Source organism: Cellulomonas sp. T2.31MG-18 (genome assembly GCF_964266755.1).
GTDB lineage: Bacteria > Actinomycetota > Actinomycetes > Actinomycetales > Cellulomonadaceae > Cellulomonas.
In genome coordinates, this window is record NZ_CAXWGW010000003.1 from 136622 (window position 1) to 159172 (window position 22551).

Below are 22551 nucleotides of genomic sequence, written 5' to 3' on the forward strand. Positions count from 1 at the left end.
GGTTCCGGAACTGGCCAGTCTTGTATTACCGTGGTTCCACCGACCACGACGTCCCCGGAGGACACCCATGTCCGCAGAAACCGTCACGGTTCCAGAACCCCCCGACACCTCTCGTTCTTCCGCACCCACGCCGGCTGTTGCGTCGGCACCGTCGCCCGAGGCGGGCCGGCGACGCTGGTTCGTGCTCGCCACCGTCGCGCTCGCGCAGCTGATGGTCGTGCTCGACGCCACGATCGTGAACATCGCCATGCCGTCCGCGCAGCGGGCGCTCGGCTTCACCGACAACGACCGGCAGTGGATCGTCACGGCGTACTCCCTGGCGTTCGGCAGCCTGCTGCTGCTCGGCGGTCGGCTGTCCGACCTGTTCGGCCGGCGCCGGATGTTCCTGATCGGGCTCGTCGGCTTCGCCGTCGCGTCCGCCCTGGGCGGCGCCGCACGCACCTTCGAGCTGCTGGTCGCCGCCCGCGCCCTGCAGGGGGCGTTCGGTGCCGTGCTGGCTCCGTCGGCCCTGTCCGTGCTGACCACCACGTTCTTCGACCCGAAGGAGCGCGCCCGCGCCTTCGGGGTGTTCGGTGCCATCGCCGGCATGGGCGGCGCCATCGGGCTGCTGCTCGGCGGCTACCTGACGGAGAACGTCAGCTGGCGGTGGAACCTCTACGTCAACGTGCTGATCGCCGTCATCGCGGTGGTGGCCGGTCTGGTGCTGCTGCCTCGTACCGGTGGGACGGCCAAGCACCGGCTGGACATCATCGGCGTCGCGCTCGGCTCGGCCGGGCTCTTCGCCCTGGTCTTCGGCTTCTCCCAGGCGGAGCCCAAGGGCTGGGACGCTCCGCTGACGTGGGCGCCGCTGGCGGCCAGCGTGCTGCTGCTCGGCGCCTTCGCCTGGAGGCAGCGCACGGCGGCCAACCCCGCTCTCCCCCTCGAGGTGATCCTCGACCGGGACCGCGGCGCGTCGTTCCTGTCGATCCTGGTCGCGGGCTCGGGGATGTTCGGCGTCTTCCTGTTCCTGACGTACTACCTGCAGGCGACGCTGCACTTCACTCCGATGCGCACCGGGCTGGCCTTCCTGCCGATGGTCGTGGCGATCATCGTCACGTCGCAGGTGCAGTCCAACGTGCTGCTGCCGCGGTTCGGGGCCAAGGCCCTGGTGCCGCTCGGCATGATGCTCGGCGCGGTGGCGATGGCGTGGTTCACCACCCTGGGCGCGACGAGCTCGTACTGGCAGGTGCTGCCCGGGCTCGTGGTGATGGGTGCGGGGATGGCGTCGATCATGCCCGCGTCGTTCCAGCTGGCGACGCTCGGGGTGGACCAGCGCCTCGCCGGGGCCGCCTCGGCGATGGTGTCCACCAGCCAGCAGGTCGGTGGCGCGATCGGGACCGCCCTGCTGAACACGCTGGCCGCGACCGCCGCCAGCCACTACGCCACCGCGCACGGACCGGTGAGCCCCGGTGTGCTCGGCGCCGCGACGCTGCACAGCTTCACCACGGCGTACACCTGGTCGGCCGGCATCTTCCTGCTGGGAGCGGTGCTCAGCGCGATGCTGTTCCGCTCGCGCGCGGCCCGGGAGATCCGGGTGGCGGAGCGGGTGGCGCTCGGCGCGGAGCCGGTGCTGGCGCACTGACCGGCAGCGCGCGTGCGGCGGGGCGGTCCCGGGAGCAGAGCTCCGGGCCGCCCCGTCGCCGTTCCGGCAGGCGCCTAGACCAGGATCTGCAGCGCTGCGGGCACCACGCGGGCGTGGAGCGGCAGGGGGCCGATCCGCTCGCCGTCGGCGAACGCCACGGGTGGGTGGCCGCCGAGACTCGGCTCGTGCTCGATCACCACGGAGCGCGAGCGGTGCACCTCGATCCGCGGGTGACCGAGGTGGGTGCCCGCGTAGAGGCGGTGGAAGATCCCGGCGGTGCCGGCTCGGCTGAAGGGCCCGGCCACCACCACGTCGAGCAGACCGTCGTCCAGCGTGGCGTCCGGGGCGATCCGCAGACCGCCGCCGAACCACGGCGTGTTCGCCGCAGCGACCAGTGTGCCGGCCGAGACCCACGTGCCGTCGTCCAGCGTCACGCGGTACCCGTACGGGCGGAACCGTGGCAGCTCCCCGACGACCGCCCGCAGGTAGCGGGCGTGCCCCTTGGGCCACCCGTAGGCGTTGGCCCGCGCATTCACGGCGGCGTCGAGACCGCACGACAGCACGCCGAGGAACCACTCCACCGCCTCGCGGCCGGGCGCGCCCACCTCGACCGCGTCGATGTGGTGCGGCGCGGCACGCAACGCCCGGTCGATCTGGGCGAGGGCCTCCGGAACGCGTCGCGGCACGCCCAGGCTCCGCGCGATGTCGTTGCCGCTGCCTGCGGGGACGATGCCGAGCGGCAGGCCGGTCCCGGCCACCACGTTGACCGCGAGGTGCACCGCCCCGTCGCCGCCGACGACGACGAGCCCGTCCAGGTTCTGCAGCGACGCGCCCCGAGCCCGGTCGGTCGCCTGCGCCAGGGTCGGCGCGGACAGGTCCGTGACGACGTGCCCGGCCGCGCGCAGAGCAGCGTGCACCTGCCGGCCGGTGCGGACGCCGCGGCCGAGACCCGCGGCCGGGTTCACCATCACGCCGAGGTGACTCACGTCCCCGCAGCCCCGGTCCCCGGCGCGCCCGGCTCGTCGTCGGGCATCGTGCCGTCGAGCCGCGGCAGTCCGGCCGCGACGCGACGGCGGTCCTCACGTCGGTCGTGCACCAGGCAGATCCAGACCGCGGCCACGTAAAGGCCCGTCATGGGCAGCGCGATGCCGAGCATGCTGAAGGCGTCCGGCGTCGGGGTGACGACGGCGGCGAAGACGAAGATCGCGACGACGGCCCACCGCCACGCACCGACCCACGTCCGGGCGCGCACCACCCCGGCGAGGTTCAGGGCCACCATCACCACCGGCAGCAGGAACGCCAGGCCGAACGCCAGGATCAGCCGCATGACGAACGCCATGTAGGTCTGTGCGTCGATCAGGTTCGTCGCTCCGGCCGGTGTGAACGCCGTCAGGAACGTCACGGCGTTCGGCAGCGCCCACCACGCCAGCGCCGCGCCCGCCAGGAACAGCGGCACACCGACGGCGAGGAACAGGACCGCGTACCGGCGCTCGCGGCGCGTCAGCCCCGGGGTGACGAAGGCCCACAGCTGGCCGATCCACCAGGGGCTGGACACCAGCACGCCGAGGAAGAGCGCGACCTGCACCTGCATGTCGAAGGAGGCCGCCAGGCCGCTGAAGTTGATCGCGACGATCTGGTGCCGGGCTGCCGCCACCCGCTGCAGCGGCCGGATCAGGGCCTCGAACACGGGGTGGTACGCGAACCAGCCGACGACGGCGCCGAGCGCGATCCCGATCACGGCGAGGAACAGCCGCCGGCGCAGCTCACGCAGGTGGGCCCGCAACGGCATGCGGCCGTTCGGGGCCCGGCTCGTCGACCGGGCGTTCACGTGCGGTTCAGGCCCGTGCTGCGCCGTCGCCGGCGGCGGGCGGCACGTCCGGTCCCGGGGCCGGGGGCGTGCTCCCGGGCTGGGCCACCGGCGGCGTGGGGCTCGGCTGGGCGGCTGCGGGCGGCGTCGCGGGTGGCGCGGTCGGAGCGGTGGAGAGCGCGCCGCTCGCGGAGCCGGCCGTCTTGTCGTCGCCGCTCTCGAGCTCGCGCTTGAAGATCTTCATCGACTGGGCGATGTTGCGCGCCGCCCCGGGCAGCCGGTTCGCGCCGAAGACCAGCACCACGATGAGGATGAGGAGGATCGGGTGCCAACCCTCGAACAAGCCACGAAACACGACCGACGACTCCTTCGGTGGACGACGTGGCGAGTCTACGCAGGCTCGGGCGACGTCCTGAGCGAGCCGCCGTCGTCGCAGGTCAGCGCCACACCTGACGCCACGTCTCGTACGTCCTCCGGTGCCGGTCCGCACGGACCGCCCGTCGTCGTGCCCGTTCCGCGCGGACCTGCACGAGCCGATCCCGCAGCACGGCCGGGTCGGTGCCGAGCGCGGGTCCCGGCACGGGGTGCGCGTCCCGCAGCTGGTCGGCGCGCCCGGTTCCGCGGTCGGCCGCTCCGGCGGTCGCCTCGGCTGCGACGCCGACCGCCCGGCCGAGCGCCAGTCCGCGGCGCCACAGGGACCGCGCCAGGAAGGCCGCTCCGACGAGCGTCGCGACGACGAGCACGGTCCACACCAGCCCCCAGGGCACTGTCAGCCCTCCCCGGGTCCGTAGGCGGCCAGGGCCGCGCGAGCCACCTGGGCCACCTCCTGGGCGACCCGGGCCGGCCGGACGTCCAGGACGTCCTCGGCAGCCTGCAGCAGCAGGTGCCGCAACCAGGCCGGCTGGACGACGCGCAGGTCCACCTCGAAGGACCCGTCGGCAAGGTTGCGCACGGCCTCGGCGGGCGTCGTCTCGGCCACCCACCGGCCGGGGCTGGCCAGGTGCAGCGTGACCAGCTCGCCCTCCGGGCCCGGGGAGAAGACGGCCGCCGCCTCCGGGACCGAGTGGTCCTCGGCCGGTTCGTCGAGCACCTCCGCGCCCAGGACGCGGTCCACGCGGAAGAGCCGTTCGCCGTCCGCGGACCGGCACCACGCCAGCAGGTACGTCCGCTCGTCCTCGCTGACCAGCCGGATCGGGTCGACCTCGCGGTCGCTCGCCTCGTCCCGGGTGTTCACGTACCGGATGCGCAGGCGACGGTGCTGCGCGAGCGCCTCGGCGATCACGGCCGCCACCTGCGGCGTCGCCGTCGAGGTCAGCTGCACGTCCACGGCGGCCGCCGCATCACCCGTCGCAGCGGTGACCTTCGCCAGCGCCGACCGCAGCACGCGGGCCTGCTCGTCGTCCAGCAGCGGGCCCAGCGCCGAGGCCATGGCCCGCAGCGCGGCCACCAGGGCGACGGCCTCGCGGCCGCCCAGCCGCAGCGGTCGGGTCAGGCCCCGCGACTCCGTCAGCCGCACCACACCCTGCTCGTACGCGGTGGCGTCGAAGTCGATCAGGTCGTACGGGAGGTACCCGGGGGTGCCCGTCACCCAGAGCGTGTCGACGTCGGCCAGCACCTGCCGCGGCGTCACGCCGAACTGCTCGGCGATCTCGTCGACGGGCACACCCTGGTGCCGGTCGAGGTACGCCACCATGCCGAGCATGCGCAGCAGCCGGTCGCTCGCGCGCTCAGGCATCGTCGCCTCCCCCGCCGAGCGTGGCCGCCGTGCGGAGCAGGCGCAGCACGGCCGCACGCAGCTCGGGAGGTCCGAGCACGACGACGGCGTCGCCGTAGGCGACCAGCTCCTCGGCCAGCTCGTGCGTCGAGCGGTACGGCACGTGCACCAGGTCCCGGGTGGCGAGCAGCCGCTCGACTCCGGGCACGTCGGTGAGGTCCGGTGGTGCGGGGGTGTCGTCGTCGGGCACCACCGCCCGTGCGCGGGCCGCACCTGCCCGCTCGGGCAGCACCGCCAGCGCGGCGAGGCGTTCGGTGCCTGCGGTCCACGTCGCCAGCGCCTCGTCGAGCTCCGCCGGTGCGGGAGGCGGGAACGCGCCGGGCTCGCCGACGGGCCGGACCGTCCCCTCGATCCGGCTCAGCCGGAACGACCGGGTCGCGGACCGGTGGCGATCGCGGCCGACGAGCACCCAGCCGCCTCGGCGCGCGAGCAGCCGCCACGGCTCGACCTCCCGCGCCCGCACCTCGCCGGTGGTGGCCGCGCGGTAGACGAACCGCACGGCCTGCCGGGCCTGCACGGCGTCGAGCAGCGGTCCGAACGCGTCACCGCCGGCGCGCACCCGCGGCGCCAGGCCGGCCACCAGGTCGCTCGCCTCCGGCGCCTCACCCACGGCCCGCAGCTTCGTCAGCGCCCGGGAGGAGTCGGTGCGCAGCGAACGGTCCTGCCACAGCTGGGCGGCCAGCGCCAGGACGCCGAGCTCTCCCGCGGTCAGCTGCACGGGCGGAAGCGCGTACGCGTCGGGGTCGACGCGGTAGCCGATGTCGTCGCCGTGCCGCGGGTCCGTGACCGTCAGCACGGGGACCCCCAGCTCGCGCAGGGTGTCCTTGTCGCGCTCGAACATCCGCTCGAAGGCGTCGTCCGTCGGTGCGTCCGCGTAGCCGGCGACGGACCGGCGCACCTGCTCCTTGGTCATCCGCCCGGGGGTGTTGACCAGGGCGATGACGAGGTTGAGCAGGCGCTCGGCGGGGTCGATCTGCGCGGCCATCGGCCACCACCGTAGTGGCCGGTAGCGTGGGACGGTGATCGCGTGGCGCGCCGGGACCGTGGTGTCGCTCGGCAGGCGATGGACCGGCGCGCACGAGGTGCTGGTGCAGGTGGGCGACGAGCAGCTGCAGGCCCTGGCGTACGACGACGTGGTCGGCCCGGTCGAGGCCGGTGCGGCGGTGCTGCTCAACGTCACGGCCCTGGAGCGTGGCCTCGGCACCGGCGGGTACGCGCTGGTGGTCGCACGGACGGACGCGCTGCCGGCGGACCCTCCGCCCGCGCCGGGTCACCTGGTCAAGGCGCGGTACACGCCGCAGCAGGTGATGGTGCTCGGGGTGGACGACCAGGAGTCGGTGCACCACGACCTGCTGCAGGACGCCGACGACGTGCTCGGCATGCCCGTGGTGACCGCGGACCTGCACTCGGCGCTGCCCGCCGTCGTGGCCGGCGCCCGGCACGCGGCCGCTGCGGCCGGGAGGCCCGCGCCACGCATCGCCTACGTGATGACCGACGGCGGCGCGCTGCCGGTGGCGTTCTCGCGCACCGTGGCGGCCCTGCGCGAGGCGGGCTGGTTGGACACGTGCATCACCGCCGGGCAGGCGTACGGCGGTGATCTCGAGGCGGTGAGCGTCCACTCGGCGCTGCTCGCCGCGCGGCTGGTCGCCGGTGCGGACCTGGCGGTCGTCTCGCAGGGCCCCGGCAACCTCGGCACCGACACCCGCTGGGGGTTCTCCGGTGTGCTGGCCGGCGACGCCGTCAACGCCGCGGCCGCGCTGCACGGTCAGCCCGTCGCGTCCCTGCGGGTGTCCGGCGCCGACCCCCGAACGCGGCACCGCGGTGTGTCGCACCACTCGCTCACCGCGTACGGGCGCGTCGCGCTCGCGACCGCTGACGTGCCCGTCCCGGTGTTCACCGGCCTGGGAGAGTCGCTGGACCAGCTGGGGTCTCAGGTCCGCGCCCAGACCACGACGCTGTCCGGACGGCACCGGCTGGTGGACGTGCAGGCCGACGCGGAGCTGCTCGCGGCGCTGCGGCGGTGCCCGGTCAGGCTCTCGACGATGGGACGGGACCTGGACGACGACCCGGGGTCGTTCCTCGCCGCAGCGGTCGCCGGCGTGCACGCCGCCGCGCTCGCGGCGGGCTGACCGGCGGGAGTCCGGCTCGGTCAGTCGTCCCTGCTGGTGGCGGTGTGCTGGGCCACCAGCGTGGCCAGCCGCCGTGCCTCGCGGTTCGCGAAGGCACCGTCCGAGCGCTGGATGCCCATGACGGCCAGCGTGGTGCCGTCCGCGAGGTCCAGCTGCACCCAGGGCCGGCCGTGGCCGAACCGGACCGAGACGATGTCGGCCCACACGAGCCGGCGCTGGAGCACGAGGTTGCGCACGGTCAGGCCCTCGTCGTCCGGGACGGCCTGCACGTCCGCCTGGCGCCAGCAGAACCCGCCGATCAGCACGGCCAGCAGTGCGAACCCGGCCTTGTCGAGGGCAGCCAGCCCGGGCAGCGCGATCAGCAGCAGGACCGTCAGGACGACGGCGAGGGCGCCCACCGCCAGGGTCACCGCGCGGGCGAGCCGCGGGCGGAAGGGGGTGGACGCGTCCGTCACAGCCGACAGGCGTGGATCGACGTGACGATGATGGCGCGCGCGCCGACGTCGTACAGGTCGTCCATCACCTTGTTGGTCTGGGACCGGGGCACCATCGCGCGCACCGCGGCCCACTGCTTGTCGTGCAGCGGGGACACGGTCGGCGACTCCAGGCCGGGCGTGATCCGCACCGCCTCGTCGACCACGGACAGCGGCACGTCGTAGTCCATCAGCACGTACTCGCGGGCGGTCAGCACGCCCTGCAGCCGACGGGTGAGCACGTCGAGACCCGGCGGGACGTCGGTGTCGGCCCGCCGGACCAGCACAGCCTCCGAGCGCAGGATGGGCTCGCCGAAGATCTCCAGCCCGGCCGCACGCAGCGTCGTGCCGGTCTCGACGACGTCCGCGATCACGTCGGCGACACCGAGGCGGATCGCCGACTCGACGGCACCGTCGAGCCGCACCACGGCTGCGGGCTGCACGCCGAGGGACGCCAGGTGTCCCGCGACCAGCACGGGGTACGACGTCGCGACGCGCAGGCCGTCCACCTCGCTGGCGTCGGTGAGGCGGCCCGCCGTCGAGGCGAACCGGAAGGTCGACCGGGCGAAGTTCAGCGGCAGGTGCTCGGTGGCGGCGGAGCCGGAGTCGATGAGCAGGTCACGGCCCGTGATGCCGACGTCCACCGTCCCGGCTCCCACGTACACGGCGACGTCGCGCGGACGCAGGAAGAAGAACTCGACGTCGTTGTCCGGGTCGGGCAGCACCAGCTCGCGGGCGTCACGGCGCTGGCGGTAGCCCGCCTCGCGCAGCATCTCGGCGGCGGGCTCCGAGAGCGAGCCCTTGTTGGGGACGGCGATCCTCAGCACGGGGTCCTCACAGGTAGGTGTAGACGTCGTCGAGCGTCAGCCCGCGGGCGAGCATCAGCACCTGCAGGTGGTACAGCAGCTGCGAGATCTCCTCGGCGGTGCGGGCGTCGGACTCGTGCTCCGCGGCCATCCACACCTCGGCGGCCTCCTCGACCACCTTCTTGCCGATGGCGTGCACGCCACCGTCGAGCTCCGCGACGGTGCCGGAACCTTCCGGGCGGTCCACGGCCTTCTGCGCGAGCTCGGCGAACAGGGACTCGAACGTCTTCACGCCGGTGAGCCTAGTTGTCACCAGGCGCTGTCCCGGGAGCCGTCCAGCGACCGCAGCGCGAGCACCGTCGCGACGGCCGCCTGCGCCGCCTCCGCACCCTTGTCCTCCTTCGAGCCCGGCAGACCGGCACGGTCCAGCGCCTGCTGCTCGTCGTCGCACGTGAGCACGCCGAACCCGACCGGCACCCCCGTGTCCACGCTGACCTGCGTCAACCCACCGGTCGCCGCCTGGCAGACGTACTCGAAGTGCGGGGTGCCGCCGCGGATCACCACGCCGAGCGCCACGACGGCGTCGGCACCGGAGAGCGCCGCGGCCCGTGCGGCCACGGGCAGCTCGAACGACCCCGGCACGCGGACCACGTCGACCTGGGCGACGTTCGCCTCGGCCAGCGCGCGGCGCGAGCCGGCGAGCAGGCCGTCCATCACGGTGGTGTGCCAGCTGGCCGCGACCACCACCACCCGCATCCCGCTGCCGTCCACGTGCAGCTGTGGTGCTCCGGCGCCGCTCATCGGGCGTCCTCCTCGACTCGTCCGTGCGTCGCTGCATCGTCGCCGTGCAGCAGGTGTCCCATCGCGGTGGCCTTGGTGTGCAGGTACGCGGCGTTGTGCGGCGTCCGCCCCACCTCGAGGCCCCGCACCTCGGCCACGTCGATGCCGTGGGCGCGCAGACCCGCCACCTTGGCCGGGTTGTTGGTCAGCAGCGTGACCTTCTCGATGCCGAGGTCGGTGAGGATCGCCGCGGCGGCGCCGTACTCCCGGCGGTCGGCGGGCCAGCCCAGGTCGATGTTCGCCTCGACGGTGTCCCGGCCCTCGTCCTGCAGCGCGTAGGCGGCGACCTTGGCCAGCAGGCCGATGCCCCGTCCCTCGTGCCCGCGCAGGTAGACGACGGCGCCACCGGTGGTCGCGGCCAGCTCCATCGCCGTGTGGAGCTGCGGGCCGCAGTCGCACCGCTGCGAGGCGAACGCGTCACCCGTGAGGCACTCGGAGTGCACCCGGACGACGGGCTGGTCCGAGAGGCCGCTGACCGGCACCAGCGCGATGTGCTCGTCGCCGGTCCGCAGGTCGCGGTAGCCGTGGACGCGGAAGTCGCCGAACTCCGTCGGGAGGAACGCGCTCTCGGTGGCCTGGACCCGGGGACGCAAGGGCTCGGGGACGGCCTCGACCCCGTCACCGTGGGCCAGGCGCCACTCGACGATCTCCTCGATGGTGATGATGACCAGGCCGGCCTCGGCGGCCAGCGCCGCGGCCTGCGGCAGCCGGGCCATCGAGCCGTCGTCGTTCACCACCTCGCAGATGCCCGCGACGGGCTCGAGGCCGGCCAGCCGGCACAGGTCGACGGCCGCCTCCGTGTGGCCGCCGCGGTGCAGCACACCGCCCGGGACGGCCCGCAGCGGCAGCACGTGACCAGGGCGGATGAGATCGCCGCGGCCGGATGCCGGGTCGGCGAGCACCCGCAGCGTCCGGGCGCGGTCGGCCGCCGAGATCCCGGTGGTCACGCCGGTCGCGGCGTCCACCGTGACGGTGTAGGCGGTCCGTCGGGCGTCCTGGCTGTGCGGCACCATGACCGGCAGGTCGAGGGCGTCGGCGCGGGCGGCCGGCATGGGCGCGCAGAGGTAGCCGGACGAGTGCCGGATGGTCCAGCCGACCCATTCGGGTGTCGCGGACTGCGCGGCGAGGATGACGTCGGCCTCGTTCTCCCGCTCCGGCGAGTCCACCACCAGGACCGGCTTGCCCGCCCGCAGCTCGGCGAGCGCGTCCTCGACCGTACCGAGCACGACGTCGCTCACCGAGCCACCGCCGCGGTCGACAGCAGCCGTTCGGTGTACTTCGCCAGCACGTCGACCTCCAGGTTCACGCGCGCGCCGGCCTCGAGCCGGCCGAGGGTGGTGGCGGCGAGGGTCGCCGGGATCAGCGAGACGCCGAACTCGTCGTCGCCGACGGTCGTGACGGTCAGCGAGACGCCCGCGACCGCGATCGCCCCCTTCTCGGCGACGAACCGGGCGAGGCCCGGGTCCAGGGCGATCACCACGTCGTCCCACCGCGCGCCGGTGGTACGGCTGCGGACCACGCCGACGCCGTCGACGTGCCCCTGCACGACGTGGCCGCCGTAACGGCCGCCCACCGGCACGGAGCGCTCGATGTTCACGGTGTCCCCCACGGCCAGCTCGCCCAGCGCCGACCGGCGCAGGGTCTCCGGCAGCAGGTCGGCGGTGAAGGTGCCGTCGCCCGGCAGGTCGACGACCGTCAGGCAGACGCCCGAGACGGCGATCGAGTCCCCCAGGTGCGCGTCGGACGTGGCCAGCGGTGCGCGGACCGTCAGCCGAGCGGAGCGCTGACCGTCGGCGCCGGGTTCAGCGAGGTCGAGCGTCACCACGTCGCCCAGCTCTTCGACGATGCCTGTGAACATCAGTCCTCCCGTCCTTCCCAGGTCGCGTCGGCGACCACCAGCACGTCCGGTCCCAGCGGCCGCACCTCGCGGGGGCGCAGCCGCACGGCCTCGTCGATCGTGGAGACCCCGAGGTCGGCCACGCTCGACCGGCCTGCGCCCAGCAGCATCGGGGCGATGTACGCGTGCACCTCGTCGACCAGCCGGGCGCGCAGGAAGGCTGCCGCCAGGGTCGGGCCGCCCTCGAGCAGCACGTGCCGCACCTCGCGCTCGGCGAGCGCCGCGAGCACCTCAGCAGGGTCGTGGGTCGCGAGGGTCAGCAGCGGCCCGCCGGGGCCGCGCAGCCGCGAGTCGCCCGGGACGGCGCGGAACCCGACGACCACCCGCAGCGGCTGGTGCCCCGTCAGGGCGCCGTCGGCCGTCCGCGCGGTGAGCGACGGGTCGTCCTGCAGAGCAGTGCCCGTGCCGACGACGATCGCGTCGACCTCCTCGCGCAGCTCGTGCGCATGACGGCGAGCGACCGTCCCGGTGATCCAGCGGCTGCTGCCGTCCGCTGCGGCGACGCGGCCGTCGAGGCTGCTGGCCAGCTTGAGCGTGACGAACGGGCGACCCTGCTCGACGGCGGCGAGCCAGGGCCGGAGCAGCTCGCGCGCCGCCCCGGCGAGCACCCCGCCGACGACGTCCACGCCGGCGGAGCGCAGGCGTGCTGCTCCCCCGGCCGCGTCCGGGTTCGGGTCGTCCACGGCGTACACCACGCGGGCGACGCCCGCCTCGATCAGCGCCCTGCTGCACGGACCGGTCCGGCCGGTGTGGTCGCACGGCTCGAGGGTCACGACGGCTGTCGCGCCGCGGACGTCCGCACCGCTGCGCGCTGCGGCGGTGAGCGCGGCGACCTCCGCGTGGGGGGTGCCGGCACCGGCGTGCCAGCCCTCGGCCAGCACGGCTCCGGACGCGCCGAGGAGAACCGCACCGACCCGTGGGTTCGGCCCGTGCGCCGGGCCTCGCCGCGCGAGGTCGATCGCGCGCTCCATGGCGGCGCGCTCGCGAGCAGACGGCTGCGCGGCACGCACGCCCGCGCTCGTCTCGGCGGTGCCCACCATCCGTGCCTCCCGGTCCCTCTCGGGCTCCGGGGATGACGGCAGGGCTCACCCGACCGCACGACGCGCGGACCGCCCGCGCGTCGCCACGTCTCCTCCCATCCGGACTTTCACCGTCGGTCCCGGAGTTCCACCAGGTCAACCGTCCGGTCCTCGAGAGGACCTCGCGGGTCGCGGACTGTCACCGCCGGCTCGGAATTGCACCGACCCCGGAGCACGTGTGTGTACTCGACTTGCTGCCGTCGATCATGCCACAGGCGAGGTCACGCCTGGATCGGCGCCTCCGCCAGCTCGCGGAGGGCGGCGATCTCTGCCGCCACGTCGGCGGCACCGTAGACGGCGGAACCGGCGACGAAGGTGTCGGCACCCGCCCGGGCGATCCGGCCGATCGTGTCGCGGGACACCCCGCCGTCCACCTGGATCCACGTGCCCGTCCCCGACTCACGGACGGCCTGCCGCAGCCGCCGCAGCTTGGGCAGCGTCCCCTCGATGAACGACTGACCGCCGAACCCCGGCTCGACGGTCATCACCAGCACCATGTCGAACTCGGCCAGCAGGTCCAGCAGCGGTTCTACGGGGCTGGCCGGCCGCAGCGCGATACCCGCCCGCACGCCGCGCTCACGCAGCTCACGGGCCAGTCGGACCGGGGCCTGGGCCGCCTCGGCGTGGAACGTCACGGACGAAGCCCCGGCGGCCGCGTACTCCGGGGCCCAGCGGTCGGCGTCCTCGATCATCAGGTGCACGTCCATGGGCACGGGCGACACCTGCGCCAGCCGGCGGACCACCGGCAGGCCGAGCGTCAGGTTCGGCACGAAGTGCTGGTCCATCACGTCGACGTGGGCGTAGTCGGCCGTCGCGATCGCCCCGAGGTCGCGCTCGAGGTTGGCGAAGTCGGCGGACAGGATGCTGGGATGGATGCGCACGGCCACGCGGCCAGCGTAGGGTCCCGCGCTCCGGGCCTGCTCAGTCCCGTCGCAGCAGCGTCAGGTGCATCGCATCCGTGCCGTGCACGTGCGGCCACAGCTGGACGTCGGGGCGCTCGGGGAGGTCCGGCGCCGGCTGGCCGTCCGGCACCAGCGCGAGCACCACGGAACGAGCGTCGACCACCCGGGCCGGCGTGCCCGCACGCGCGGCGGCGCGCAACGCGTCGGTGACGACGAGCGTGGTCTCGGCGAGGTGCGGTGAGCAGGTGACGTAGGCCACCACGCCGCCGGGCCGGACGGCGGCCAGCGCCGAGGCGAGCAGCCCTCGCTGCAGCTGACCGAGCGCCGCCAGGTCCGCGGGGGTGCGCCTCCAGCGGGACTCCGGTCGCCGGCGCAGCGCACCGAGCCCGGTGCAGGGCGCGTCGAGCAGCACGCGGTCGTAGGCGCCGGGCTCCTGCTCACCCACCTCGCGACCGTCGCCCACGCGGATCTCCTCCACGGCCGCCGCCGGCACCGCCCGCAACGACTGGCGGACCAGTTCGGCGCGGTGCGGGTGCACCTCGTTGGCGACGAGCCGGGCCCCGCGCTGGGTGGCCAGCGACGCAAGCAGGGCGGCCTTCCCACCCGGGCCGGCCGCGAGGTCCAGCCACCGCTCGTCACGTCCGTCGAGCGGTGCGGCGGCGAGCGCCAGGGTGACCAGCTGGCTGCCCTCGTCCTGCACGCCGGCGAGCCCGTCGCGCACGGCGGCGAGCTCCCCCGGGTCGCCCGCGCGCAGCACGGCGGCCGTGCCGGCGATCCGACCGGGTGCCGCGTCCACTCCCCCGGCGACGAGCTCGTCGACCTCCACCAGCCCCGGCCGGGCGACCAGCGTCACCGCGGGCGCGTCGTTGTCGGCCCGCAGCACGGCCTCGAGCTCGTCGGCGGTACGACCGTGGCCGACCAGCGCCTCCCGGAACGCCCGGACCACCCAGGCCGGATGGCTCTCCACGACGGCGAGCCGGGCCGAGGTGTCGGTCCCGGCCGGGTCTGCGGCCTCGGCGATGCGGCGCAGCCAGTCGTCCAGGGGGTGCTCGGACACCCGGCGCAGCACGGCGTTCACCAGCTGCGCCGCGCCGGCACCGGCCTGCTCGCGGGCGAGCGCGACCGTCTCGGAGACGGCGGCGTGCACGGGCACCCGCATGCCGAGCAGCTGGTGCGCACCGAGCCGCAGCAGGTCGAGCACCACGGGGTCGAGCCGGTCGAGGTCCCGGTCGACCACCTGGGCCAGCACCGCGTCGTAGCGCCCCCGCAGCCGCAGCGTGCCGTACGTCAGCTCGGTGGCGAAGGCCGCATCGCGCCCGTGCAACCGGCGCTGGCGCAGCAGCGGCGGCAGGACCAGGTTGGCGTACGCGTCCGAGCCGGCGACGGCGCGCAGCGTCTCGAGGGCGGCGGTACGCGGCGCGTCGCCTCGCCGGGCGCGCTGCGCCGGGGCAGCCGCGGAACGGGCGGTGCGGCCCTCGGCGCGCGCGGCCCCTCGCTGGCGGCCCTGGGCGTCGCGGTGGTCACGGGACGGTCGGCGGCGGTCGTCGCCGGGACCCGACGGACGGGCTGCCCGCGGGGCGTCGCTCATGCCTCGGCCCCGAGGACCGTGCCGTCGGCGAGACGCGCACCGCGTGCCCAGTCGGCGGCGGGCATCGTCCGGCGGCCGGAGGCCGACACGGTCCCCAGGCGTACGGCCGTGCTGCCCGTTCCGACCAGGACGTCGCGTCGCCCGATCTGCACCGCGCCCGCGGGGAGGGCCTCCTCGACCGGGGTGACGGGGCCCAGTCCCAGCCGGGTGCCGTCGGGAAGGGTCGTCCATGCGCCCGGCTCCGGGGTGCAGCCGCGGATGCGACGGTCCACCGCGTGCGCCGGGTGCGTCCAGCGGACGCGCCCGTCCTCCGCCGTCAGCTTGGGTGCGTGGCTGATGCCGTCGCCGCCCTGCGGGACGGCCACGAGGGTGCCGTCGGCGATCCCGTCCATCGTCCGCACCAGCAGCCCGGCCCCCGCGTGCGCGAGACGGTCCAGCAGGTCGCCGGCGGTGTCCCGCGGCCGGATGGTCTCGGTCAGCAGGCCGTACACCGGACCGGTGTCCAGGCCCTCCTCGATCCGGAAGGTGGTTGCGCCCGTCACCTCGTCGCCGGCGATCAGGGCGTGCTGCACCGGCGCGGCGCCGCGCCATGCGGGCAGCAGCGAGAAGTGCAGGTTGGTCCACCCGTCCGGCACCGCGGCGAGCAGGTCCGCGGGGATCAGCGCGCCGTAGGCGACCACGGCGACGGCGTCGATCGCCAGGGCGGCGAACCGCGCGCGGAAGTCCTCGTCGCGCAGCCGTCGAGGGCTGAGCACCTCGATGCCGTGCGCCTCAGCCACCTGGCGCACGGGGCTGGGCGTCAGGGTCCGGCCGCGCCCGGAGGGTGCGTCGGGACGCGTCAGCACCGCGACCACGTCGTGGCGGGAGGCGATCAGCCCCTCGAGCGAGGGCACCGCGGGGGCCGGGGTCCCGGCGAAGAGCAGACGCACGGCTGCGATCCTAGGCGGCGGCCACGGTCACACCTCGCGCCCGGAGGTCGGCCCGCAGACGTCCGGCCTCGGTGAAGACGACCGCCGGCAGGCCCGCGCCGTGCGCCGCGGCCACGTTGACGGCGGAGTCGTCGACGAACAGCGTGGAGGCGGGCTGCAGCCCGAAGCGGTCGACCACCAGGGCGAAGATGCGCGGGTCCGGCTTGATGATGCCCTCCTGGCCGGACACCACCACGGCCTCGAGCAGGCCGATCGCCGGGGCGGCTGGCACGGCGTGGTGGAAGGTTGCGGCCGACCAGTTGGTCAGCCCGAGCAGCCGAAGGCCCACGTCGTGCAGCTCGCGCACCAGACGGGCCATCCCGGGGACCTCACCGGCGAGCGTGCGAGGGAAGTTGGCGAGGTAGAGGTCGAGCATGTCGACGTACCACGGCCCCATCGCGGACAGCTCGTGCCGTGCATCGGCCCAGTCCCGGCCCGCGTCCAGCGACCGGTTGAGCTCCGGGAAGTCGACGTCCTCCAGGAACCGCCGCACGTCCTCGTCCGCCACCAGTCCCTCGAACGCCCGCTCGGGGTGCCACGGCACCAGCACGTTCCCCAGGTCGAGCACCAGGGTGTCCACGGTGCTCACAGCAGCTCCGGAGGGTCGACCTGCACGCGGAGCGTGCCACCCTCACGGCGCGCGCTCCGGACGGCGACCGAGGCGGCGAGCGCCCTGGTCAGCTCGGCGCCCCGGCTGCGCGGGGCGCGCAGCATCGCGCGGACGTCCGGGTCCAGCGGGTCCGGTGAGCCGCCCGGCGCGCTGACGACGACCGGTCCCCACACCGTCGTCTGGGGCACCTGCACCCGGCCGACGACGAGGCCGACGGCCTCCCGCGGCCCCGTGACGGTGGCGACCCGGATCGCCGGTGGGAGTCCCAGCTCCGTCCGCTCGGCCAGCTCGCGTGCGGCAAGACCGGCGGGGTCCCACCGGACCAGGGCCTGCGTGGGTCGTTCCGCGCCGTCGCCGACGAGCAGCACCTCCCCGCCGTCGCCGATCGGCCGGACCAGGGCCGCAGCGGCCAGCCAGCGACGCAGGGCGTCCGGTTCCGCCGAGAGTGCGTCGCCCGCGGTCGCAACCGAGGCGTCCAGCAGCACCGCGGCCGCGTAGCCGCCCGCCGCCACCGGCTCGGCACCGGGTGTCGCCACCACGATCGCGGGCCGGTCGGGCACCTCCGCGAGCACGCCGGCCGCGGCTCTCGCCCCGGACACCCGGACGGTGGCCCCGGGGAACGCCCTGCCGATCTCCTCGGCGGTGCGCTCGGAGCCGACGCGGACCGATCGGAGACCGTCGTTGCCGCACGTCGAGCAGCGCCAGGCGGTGGCGAGCCGGCCGCACCAGCGGCAGGCGGGTACGGCGTCCGGCCCGGTCAGACCGAGGGGTCCGGTGCAGACGGCGCACCGGGCGGTCGCGCGGCACCGGGTGCAGGCGACAGCCGGCAGGTACCCCGCCCGCGGTACCTGGACCAGCACCGGGCCCCGTTCGAGGGCAGAGCGGATGGCGGCGAAGGCGGGTGCGGGCAGCCGGGCCGCCGCGGCCGCTCCCTCCCGGGCGAGCTCGACCGACGTCAGCGCCCGGACGCGCGGTGTCCGCGACCGCAGCACGGCGCGGTCGGCCGTCACGGAGGCGGCCCAGCCGCGCTCGACGAGGGCCTGCGCCTCGACCGACCGGCCGTGCGCGCCGAAGATCGCGGCGGCGCCCGCGGCCTCGGCGCGGAGCGTCAGCACCTCCCGCACGTGGGGGTACGGCGCTCTGGGCTCGGCGTTCAGCGGGTCGCCGTCGTCCCAGCAGACCACCAGGCCGAGGTCCTCGACCGGGGCGAACGCGGAAGCCCTGGTGCCGACCACCACCCGAGCGTGCCCACGGAGCGCGGCGAGGAACGCCCGGTACCGCGGCGCCGGACCGTCCTCGGCGGTCAGCCGCACGACACCGCCGTCGACCGTCGACGACCAGGCCGGGAGCCCGACCTGCTCCAGCGCGGCGACCACCCGGTCGACGTCGCGACGGTCGGGCGCGACCACCAGCGCCCCACGCCCGCCCAGCACGCAGGCCGCGACGGCCTGCGCCACCGCGTCGGGCCACCGATCCCCCTGGGGTCCGGGCAGCGCCGTCCAGACAGCTCTGGGTGCACCGCCGGAGAGCAGGTGCTGCAGCAACGCCGGTCCCCCCCGGTACGCCGACCACGCGCCGCCGGCTGCGGCCGGCGCTGCCGCCGGTGCCTGCGCCGGTCCGAGCGCATCCATCTCGGCCTCCACGCGTGCGTGCCGCGGCGGTACCGCCAGCCGCAGCACGTCGGCCAGCGTCCCGGCGTAGCGGTCGGCCACCGCCCGGGCGACGCGCGCGAGCTCGGGTGTCAGCACCGGACCGGACGTCACCACCCGCCGGATCGGCACCAGCCGTCCCTCGTGGTCGGCCTCCTCGGTGCGCTCCAGCAGCCAGCCGTCGACGTCCTGACCGCCGAACCGGACCTTCAGCCGGCAACCGGGAACCGCACGCTCGTCCAGCGTGGCAGGCACCAGGTACTCGAACACCCGGTCGAGGTGCGCCGGCTGCACGTCGACGCACACGCGCGCCACAGGCAGGTGAGCGGCGGTGTCGACCGGCAGCTGGCGACGCGGCGCCCGCACCCGCGGCATGCCGGCCAGGGTCGGCTGCGCCGCGGTCACGTCCACGGGCTCATCCCATCACCGACCACCCACGGAACCCGACCGCGGCCGGCGGTGGGTCGGCCGGTCGGGACCCGGGTCAGACGGCCGACCGGAGGTCCGCGACGCGGTCGGTGCGCTCCCAGGTGAAGTCCGTCAGCTCGCGACCGAAGTGCCCGTAGGCGGCGGTGCGTCGGTAGATCGGCCGCAGCAGGTCGAGGTCGCGCACGATCGCCGCCGGTCGCAGGTCGAACACGTCCCGGATGGCTGCGGTTAGGCGCTCGACCGGCACCTGGCCGGTGCCGAACGTCTCGACGTACAGGCCGACGGGGTGCGCGGTACCGATGGCGTAGGCCACCTGCACCTCGCACCGCCGGGCCAGCCCGGCGGCGACCACGTTCTTGGCCACCCAGCGCATCGCGTACGCCGCGGACCGGTCGACCTTCGAGGGGTCCTTGCCGGAGAACGCGCCGCCGCCGTGCCGGGCGAAGCCGCCGTACGTGTCGACGATGATCTTGCGGCCGGTCAGCCCGGCATCGCCCTTGGGGCCGCCGATGACGAACTGGCCGGTCGGGTTGACCAGGAGGCGGTGGCCCGTCGTGTCGAGGTCGAGCTCGGCGAGCACCGGCGCGACGACGAGCTCGGCGACCGCCGGCGCGAGGGTCGTCTCGAGGTTGACGTCCGGCTCGTGCTGGGTGGACACCACAACGGTGTCGAGGCTGACGGCACGGTCGCCCTCGTAGCCGATCGTCACCTGCGTCTTGCCGTCCGGCCGCAGCCCGGGGACGACGCCGGCCTTGCGCACGGCGGCGAGCTGCTCGGCCAGCCGGTGCGCCACCCAGATCGGCAGCGGCATCAGCGACGGTGTGTCGTCGCAGGCGTACCCGAACATCAGTCCCTGGTCGCCGGCGCCCTGCAGGTCGAGCGGGTCCAGGTCGGAGTCGTCCTGCCGGGCCTCGAGCGCCTTGTCCACGCCCTGCGCGATGTCCGGCGACTGCTGGCCGATCGACACCGAGACGCCGCACGAGTCGCCGTCGAAGCCGATGTCCGACGACGTGTAGCCGATCTCGTTCACGACCTCGCGGATCACCTGCGGGATCTCGACGTAGGCGTCGGTGGTCACCTCGCCGGCGACGTGCACCAGGCCCGTGGTCACCATCGTCTCCACCGCGACCCGGGACAGCGGGTCCTGGGCGAGCATCGCGTCGAGGATCGCGTCGGAGATCTGGTCGCAGACCTTGTCCGGGTGCCCCTCGGTGACGGACTCGGACGTGAACAACCGGGCTGCGGACACACTCACGGCCGACAGCCTACGGGCTCGCCGAACGTCACCCCGTCGCCCGTCCTCGTGCCGGACCCGGGCGGAGCGAGGTCACAGCAGCGGCAGCACCGCGTCCCACACCGCGTGCGCGACCTCGAGCTTCGTTCCGGCCGCCCGCGTCACCTCGGCGCCCGCTCGGTCGAGCACCGTCACCTCGTTGTGCTCGACGCCGAAGCCCCGGTCGGCGCCGACGGCGTTCACCACCAGCAGGTCGGCACCCTTGCGGATCGCCTTCCGCCGACCGTGCTGGAGCACGTCACCGGCCTCGTCCCCGGTCTCGGCGGCGAACCCGACCACCACCTGCCCCTCGCGAGGCGACTGGCGCACCAGCTCCGCGAGGATGTCGACGGTCTCGACCAGCTCGATCGGGGTGGGCCCCACCCCCGGCTGCTTCTTGATCTTGGCGGTAGCCGTGCGCACGGGCCGGAAGTCGGCCACCGCGGCGGCCATCACCACGACGTCGGCGTCCTTGGCGGCGGACCGCACCGCGTCGCGCAGCTGCTCGCCGGACTCGACGGCGACCACGTGCACGCCCGGCGGGGCCTGCAGGGTCACGTTCGCCGCGACCAGCGTCACCTGGCCACCGCGCTCGTGGGCCGCGCGAGCCAGCTCGATGCCCTGACGTCCGGAGGAACGGTTGCCGATGAAGCGCACCGGGTCGATCGGCTCGCGCGTCCCACCCGCGGACACGACGACGCGCCGGCCGGCCAGGTCGGGGGTACGTCCGTGGACCAGCGCCAGCGCCGCGGTCGCGATCTCCTCGGGCTCGGGCAGGCGGCCCGGACCTGTGTCCGGCCCGGTCAGGCGACCGGACACGGGGTCGAGCACGTGGATCCCGCGCCGACGGAGCGTGTCGACGTTGGCGACCGTGGCCGGGTGCTGCCACATCTCGGTGTGCATCGCCGGTGCCAGCAGCACCGGGCAGCGGGCGACCAGCAGCGTGGCCGTCAGCAGGTCGTCGGCCATCCCGGCCGCGGCCCGCGCGAGGAGGTCGGCCGTCGCCGGTGCGACGACGACGAGGTCGGCCTCCTGGCCGATGCGGACGTGGGCCACCTCGTCGACGTGCTCGAAGACCTCGGTGCTCACCGGTTCGCCGGACAGCGCCTCCCAGGTGGGGCGGCCGACGAACTCGAGCGCGGCGCGGGTGGGGACCACCCGCACCGCGTGACCGTCCTCGCGCAGCAGCCGCAGCAGCAGCACCGCCTTGTACGCGGCGATGCCACCCGCGACGCCGAGGACGATCCGCACGGGCGTGGGGTGCTACTCGGAGGGCGGGGTCGGCTCAGCGGTGAGGAGACCCTTGTCGATCTCGCGCATGGCGATCGACAGCGGCTTCTCCTGCGGACGCGTCTCGACCAGCGGGCCGACGTTCTCGAGCAGACCCTCGTTCAGCTGCCCGTAGTAGGCGTTGATCTGACGGGCCCGCTTGGCGGCGAAGAGCACGAGCGCGTACTTGGAGTCGGCTCGCTGCAGCAGGTCGTCGATCGGCGGGTCGGTGATGCCCGTGGGGTGGGCGACGGTTCCGGACATGGTGGGCTCCCGACGACGGGTGGGTGGGAAGAAGGGGTTCTGTGCGGGCACGCCCGCACAGCCGCCTGCCATCTTAGCCGGTGACCACACCCATCACGGTGAGCAGCTCGTCGGTCGCCCGGTGCACGTCGTCGTTGACGATCACGTGGTCGAACTCCGGTTCGGCGGCCAGCTCCACCCGTGCGGTGGCGAGCCGGCGTTCCCGCTCGGCCTCGTCCTCGGTGCCGCGTCCCACCAGCCGCCGCACCAGCTCGTCCCACGACGGCGGTGCGAGGAAGACGAACCGCGCGCCCGGCATGCTGTCTCGCACCTGCCGGGCGCCCTGCAGGTCGATCTCCAGCAGGACCGGCTGCCCTGCCGCGAGTCGCTGCTCCACCGGCCCGCGAGGTGTCCCGTACCGGTGCCGACCGTGCACCACCGCCCACTCGAGGAGCTCGCCGGCCGCCACCATGCGGTCGAACTCCGCCTCGGAGACGAAGCGGTAGTGCACCCCGTCGACCTCGCCGGGACGAGGCGACCGCGTCGTCGCCGAGACCGAGAGCCAGACCTGGGGGTACCGCGCACGCACGTCGGCGGACACCGTGCCCTTGCCGACGGCCGTGGGTCCTGCGAGCACCGTCAACCGGGCGGGCGTGGTCGTCATGGGTGGGCGGTGCTCCTTGCGGGTGCGGTGCGGCCCGGCCCGCCGACCGGGCCGCGAGGGATCACCCGAAGCGGTCGACGAGCGCCTTCACCTGGTGCGGACCGAGCCCGCGCACGCGCCGCGTCTCGGAGATGCCGATGTCGGACATGATGGCACGGGCCTTGACCTTGCCCACGCCCGGCAGGGACTCGAGCAGGGAGATCACCTTGAGCTTGCCGATGGTCTCGTCCTGCTGACCCTGCTCGATCACCTCGGACAGGGAGCCCTGGGAGTACTTCAGACGGTTCTTCACCTCGGCGCGGGCCTGCCGGGCGGCGGCGGCCTTCTCGAGTGCTGCTGCACGCTGTTCTGGAGTCAGCGGAGGGAGAGCCACGCGCGTCACCTTCTCGTCAGTGGGCCGGGATCCTCGTGGGCTGCAGGATCGAGATCGAACCTAGCGACCACCTGGGCACTCGGCAAACGTGACGCGGCCTTGTGCACGCTTTCACCTGCATCGATGCCGCGCCCGCACCCTCGTGGACGGCTCGCCG

The 22551-nt window shown here is 74.8% G+C and carries 25 protein-coding genes and 1 riboswitch; of the genes, 2 read left to right on the forward strand and 23 right to left on the reverse strand.

Annotated elements, in window-relative coordinates; all coding sequences use genetic code 11:
• Positions 1–67: 67 nt before the first annotated feature.
• The gene (locus ACFQTY_RS12770; RefSeq protein WP_378100966.1) at positions 68–1621 is read left to right on the forward strand and encodes an MFS transporter; all 1554 of its coding nucleotides are present in this window, start codon (positions 68–70) and stop codon (positions 1619–1621) included.
• Positions 1622–1695: 74 nt separating this feature from the next.
• On the opposite strand, the gene ACFQTY_RS12775 is transcribed toward ACFQTY_RS12770, so the two are convergent.
• From ACFQTY_RS12775 to ACFQTY_RS12800, 6 genes are all read right to left on the reverse strand, one after another.
• Positions 1696–2607: a diacylglycerol/lipid kinase family protein gene (locus ACFQTY_RS12775; protein WP_378100968.1), complete on the reverse strand. Its 912-nt coding sequence runs from the start codon at positions 2605–2607 to the stop codon at positions 1696–1698.
• Positions 2604–3410 (reverse strand): twin-arginine translocase subunit TatC, encoded by an 807-nt coding sequence (gene tatC / locus ACFQTY_RS12780; protein WP_291762846.1) that lies wholly within the window; start codon positions 3408–3410, stop codon positions 2604–2606. Before tatC ends, ACFQTY_RS12775 begins: the two co-directional genes overlap by 4 nt.
• A gap of 46 nt (positions 3411–3456) precedes the next feature.
• Complete coding sequence (locus tag ACFQTY_RS12785) at positions 3457–3783, reverse strand: twin-arginine translocase TatA/TatE family subunit (protein WP_378100970.1); 327 nt, start codon at positions 3781–3783, stop codon at positions 3457–3459.
• An 82-nt stretch (positions 3784–3865) separates the two neighbouring features.
• Positions 3866–4195 (reverse strand): hypothetical protein, encoded by a 330-nt coding sequence (locus ACFQTY_RS12790; protein ID WP_378100972.1) that lies wholly within the window; start codon positions 4193–4195, stop codon positions 3866–3868.
• Positions 4196–4197: 2 nt separating this feature from the next.
• Complete coding sequence (locus tag ACFQTY_RS12795) at positions 4198–5163, reverse strand: helix-turn-helix transcriptional regulator (RefSeq protein WP_378100974.1); 966 nt, start codon at positions 5161–5163, stop codon at positions 4198–4200.
• Positions 5156–6187, reverse strand: coding sequence for a helix-turn-helix transcriptional regulator (locus ACFQTY_RS12800; RefSeq protein WP_378100976.1), 1032 nt, complete (start codon positions 6185–6187; stop codon positions 5156–5158). Before ACFQTY_RS12800 ends, ACFQTY_RS12795 begins: the two co-directional genes overlap by 8 nt.
• Positions 6188–6221: 34 nt before the next feature.
• Here ACFQTY_RS12800 and ACFQTY_RS12805 point away from each other — a divergent pair, with 34 nt between their 5' ends.
• Entirely contained in the window at positions 6222–7331 is a 1110-nt protein-coding gene (locus tag ACFQTY_RS12805) for a DUF3866 family protein (RefSeq protein WP_378100978.1), read from the forward strand.
• Between the two features lie 20 nt (positions 7332–7351).
• Here ACFQTY_RS12805 and ACFQTY_RS12810 read toward each other — a convergent pair whose 3' ends face one another.
• The 17 genes from ACFQTY_RS12810 to mihF all read right to left on the reverse strand — a co-directional run bounded on the left by ACFQTY_RS12810 (position 7352) and on the right by mihF (position 22394).
• Complete coding sequence (locus tag ACFQTY_RS12810; protein ID WP_378100980.1) at positions 7352–7786, reverse strand: PH domain-containing protein; 435 nt, start codon at positions 7784–7786, stop codon at positions 7352–7354.
• On the reverse strand, positions 7783–8631 hold the full coding sequence (hisG, locus tag ACFQTY_RS12815) for an ATP phosphoribosyltransferase (protein WP_337972816.1): 849 nt from the start codon (positions 8629–8631) through the stop codon (positions 7783–7785). Before hisG ends, ACFQTY_RS12810 begins: the two co-directional genes overlap by 4 nt.
• A 7-nt stretch (positions 8632–8638) precedes the next feature.
• Positions 8639–8902, reverse strand: a complete 264-nt coding sequence (locus tag ACFQTY_RS12820; protein ID WP_378100983.1) for a phosphoribosyl-ATP diphosphatase — start codon at positions 8900–8902, stop codon at positions 8639–8641.
• A 17-nt stretch (positions 8903–8919) separates the two neighbouring features.
• Positions 8920–9411, reverse strand: a complete 492-nt coding sequence (gene ribH, locus ACFQTY_RS12825; protein ID WP_337972815.1) for a 6,7-dimethyl-8-ribityllumazine synthase — start codon at positions 9409–9411, stop codon at positions 8920–8922.
• A complete protein-coding gene (ribB, locus tag ACFQTY_RS12830) occupies positions 9408–10688 on the reverse strand; it encodes a 3,4-dihydroxy-2-butanone-4-phosphate synthase (protein WP_378100986.1) in 1281 nt (426 codons plus the stop codon). Before ribB ends, ribH begins: the two co-directional genes overlap by 4 nt.
• Complete coding sequence (locus ACFQTY_RS12835; RefSeq protein ID WP_378100987.1) at positions 10685–11308, reverse strand: riboflavin synthase; 624 nt, start codon at positions 11306–11308, stop codon at positions 10685–10687. Before ACFQTY_RS12835 ends, ribB begins: the two co-directional genes overlap by 4 nt.
• Positions 11308–12387, reverse strand: coding sequence for a bifunctional diaminohydroxyphosphoribosylaminopyrimidine deaminase/5-amino-6-(5-phosphoribosylamino)uracil reductase RibD (ribD, locus tag ACFQTY_RS12840; protein ID WP_378100990.1), 1080 nt, complete (start codon positions 12385–12387; stop codon positions 11308–11310). The genes ACFQTY_RS12835 and ribD overlap by 1 nt, the downstream gene beginning before the upstream one ends.
• Before the next feature lie 83 nt (positions 12388–12470).
• Positions 12471–12606: riboswitch (FMN riboswitch) on the reverse strand.
• Positions 12607–12647: 41 nt separating this feature from the next.
• On the reverse strand, positions 12648–13313 hold the full coding sequence (gene rpe / locus ACFQTY_RS12845; protein ID WP_378100992.1) for a ribulose-phosphate 3-epimerase: 666 nt from the start codon (positions 13311–13313) through the stop codon (positions 12648–12650).
• Between the two features lie 34 nt (positions 13314–13347).
• Entirely contained in the window at positions 13348–14916 is a 1569-nt protein-coding gene (locus ACFQTY_RS12850; protein ID WP_378100994.1) for an RsmB/NOP family class I SAM-dependent RNA methyltransferase, read from the reverse strand.
• A complete protein-coding gene (gene fmt, locus ACFQTY_RS12855) occupies positions 14913–15845 on the reverse strand; it encodes a methionyl-tRNA formyltransferase (RefSeq protein ID WP_378100996.1) in 933 nt (310 codons plus the stop codon). Before fmt ends, ACFQTY_RS12850 begins: the two co-directional genes overlap by 4 nt.
• 10 nt (positions 15846–15855) lie before the next feature.
• Positions 15856–16473, reverse strand: a complete 618-nt coding sequence (locus ACFQTY_RS12860) for an HAD-IA family hydrolase (protein WP_378100998.1) — start codon at positions 16471–16473, stop codon at positions 15856–15858.
• Positions 16470–18518 carry a primosomal protein N' gene (locus ACFQTY_RS12865; protein WP_378101790.1) on the reverse strand — a complete coding sequence of 683 codons (2049 nt, stop codon included), beginning with the start codon at positions 18516–18518 and terminating at the stop codon, positions 16470–16472. Before ACFQTY_RS12865 ends, ACFQTY_RS12860 begins: the two co-directional genes overlap by 4 nt.
• 109 nt (positions 18519–18627) lie before the next feature.
• Positions 18628–19821: a methionine adenosyltransferase gene (gene metK / locus ACFQTY_RS12870; protein ID WP_378101793.1), complete on the reverse strand. Its 1194-nt coding sequence runs from the start codon at positions 19819–19821 to the stop codon at positions 18628–18630.
• A 78-nt stretch (positions 19822–19899) separates the two neighbouring features.
• A complete protein-coding gene (gene coaBC / locus ACFQTY_RS12875; RefSeq protein WP_378101000.1) occupies positions 19900–21096 on the reverse strand; it encodes a bifunctional phosphopantothenoylcysteine decarboxylase/phosphopantothenate--cysteine ligase CoaBC in 1197 nt (398 codons plus the stop codon).
• A 12-nt stretch (positions 21097–21108) separates the two neighbouring features.
• Positions 21109–21378: a DNA-directed RNA polymerase subunit omega gene (gene rpoZ / locus ACFQTY_RS12880; protein ID WP_263730814.1), complete on the reverse strand. Its 270-nt coding sequence runs from the start codon at positions 21376–21378 to the stop codon at positions 21109–21111.
• Between the two features lie 73 nt (positions 21379–21451).
• Positions 21452–22021: a guanylate kinase gene (gmk, locus tag ACFQTY_RS12885; RefSeq protein ID WP_378101003.1), complete on the reverse strand. Its 570-nt coding sequence runs from the start codon at positions 22019–22021 to the stop codon at positions 21452–21454.
• Positions 22022–22082: 61 nt separating this feature from the next.
• The gene (gene mihF, locus ACFQTY_RS12890) at positions 22083–22394 is read right to left on the reverse strand and encodes an integration host factor, actinobacterial type (RefSeq protein WP_263730812.1); all 312 of its coding nucleotides are present in this window, start codon (positions 22392–22394) and stop codon (positions 22083–22085) included.
• Between the last annotated feature and the right edge of the window lie 157 nt (positions 22395–22551).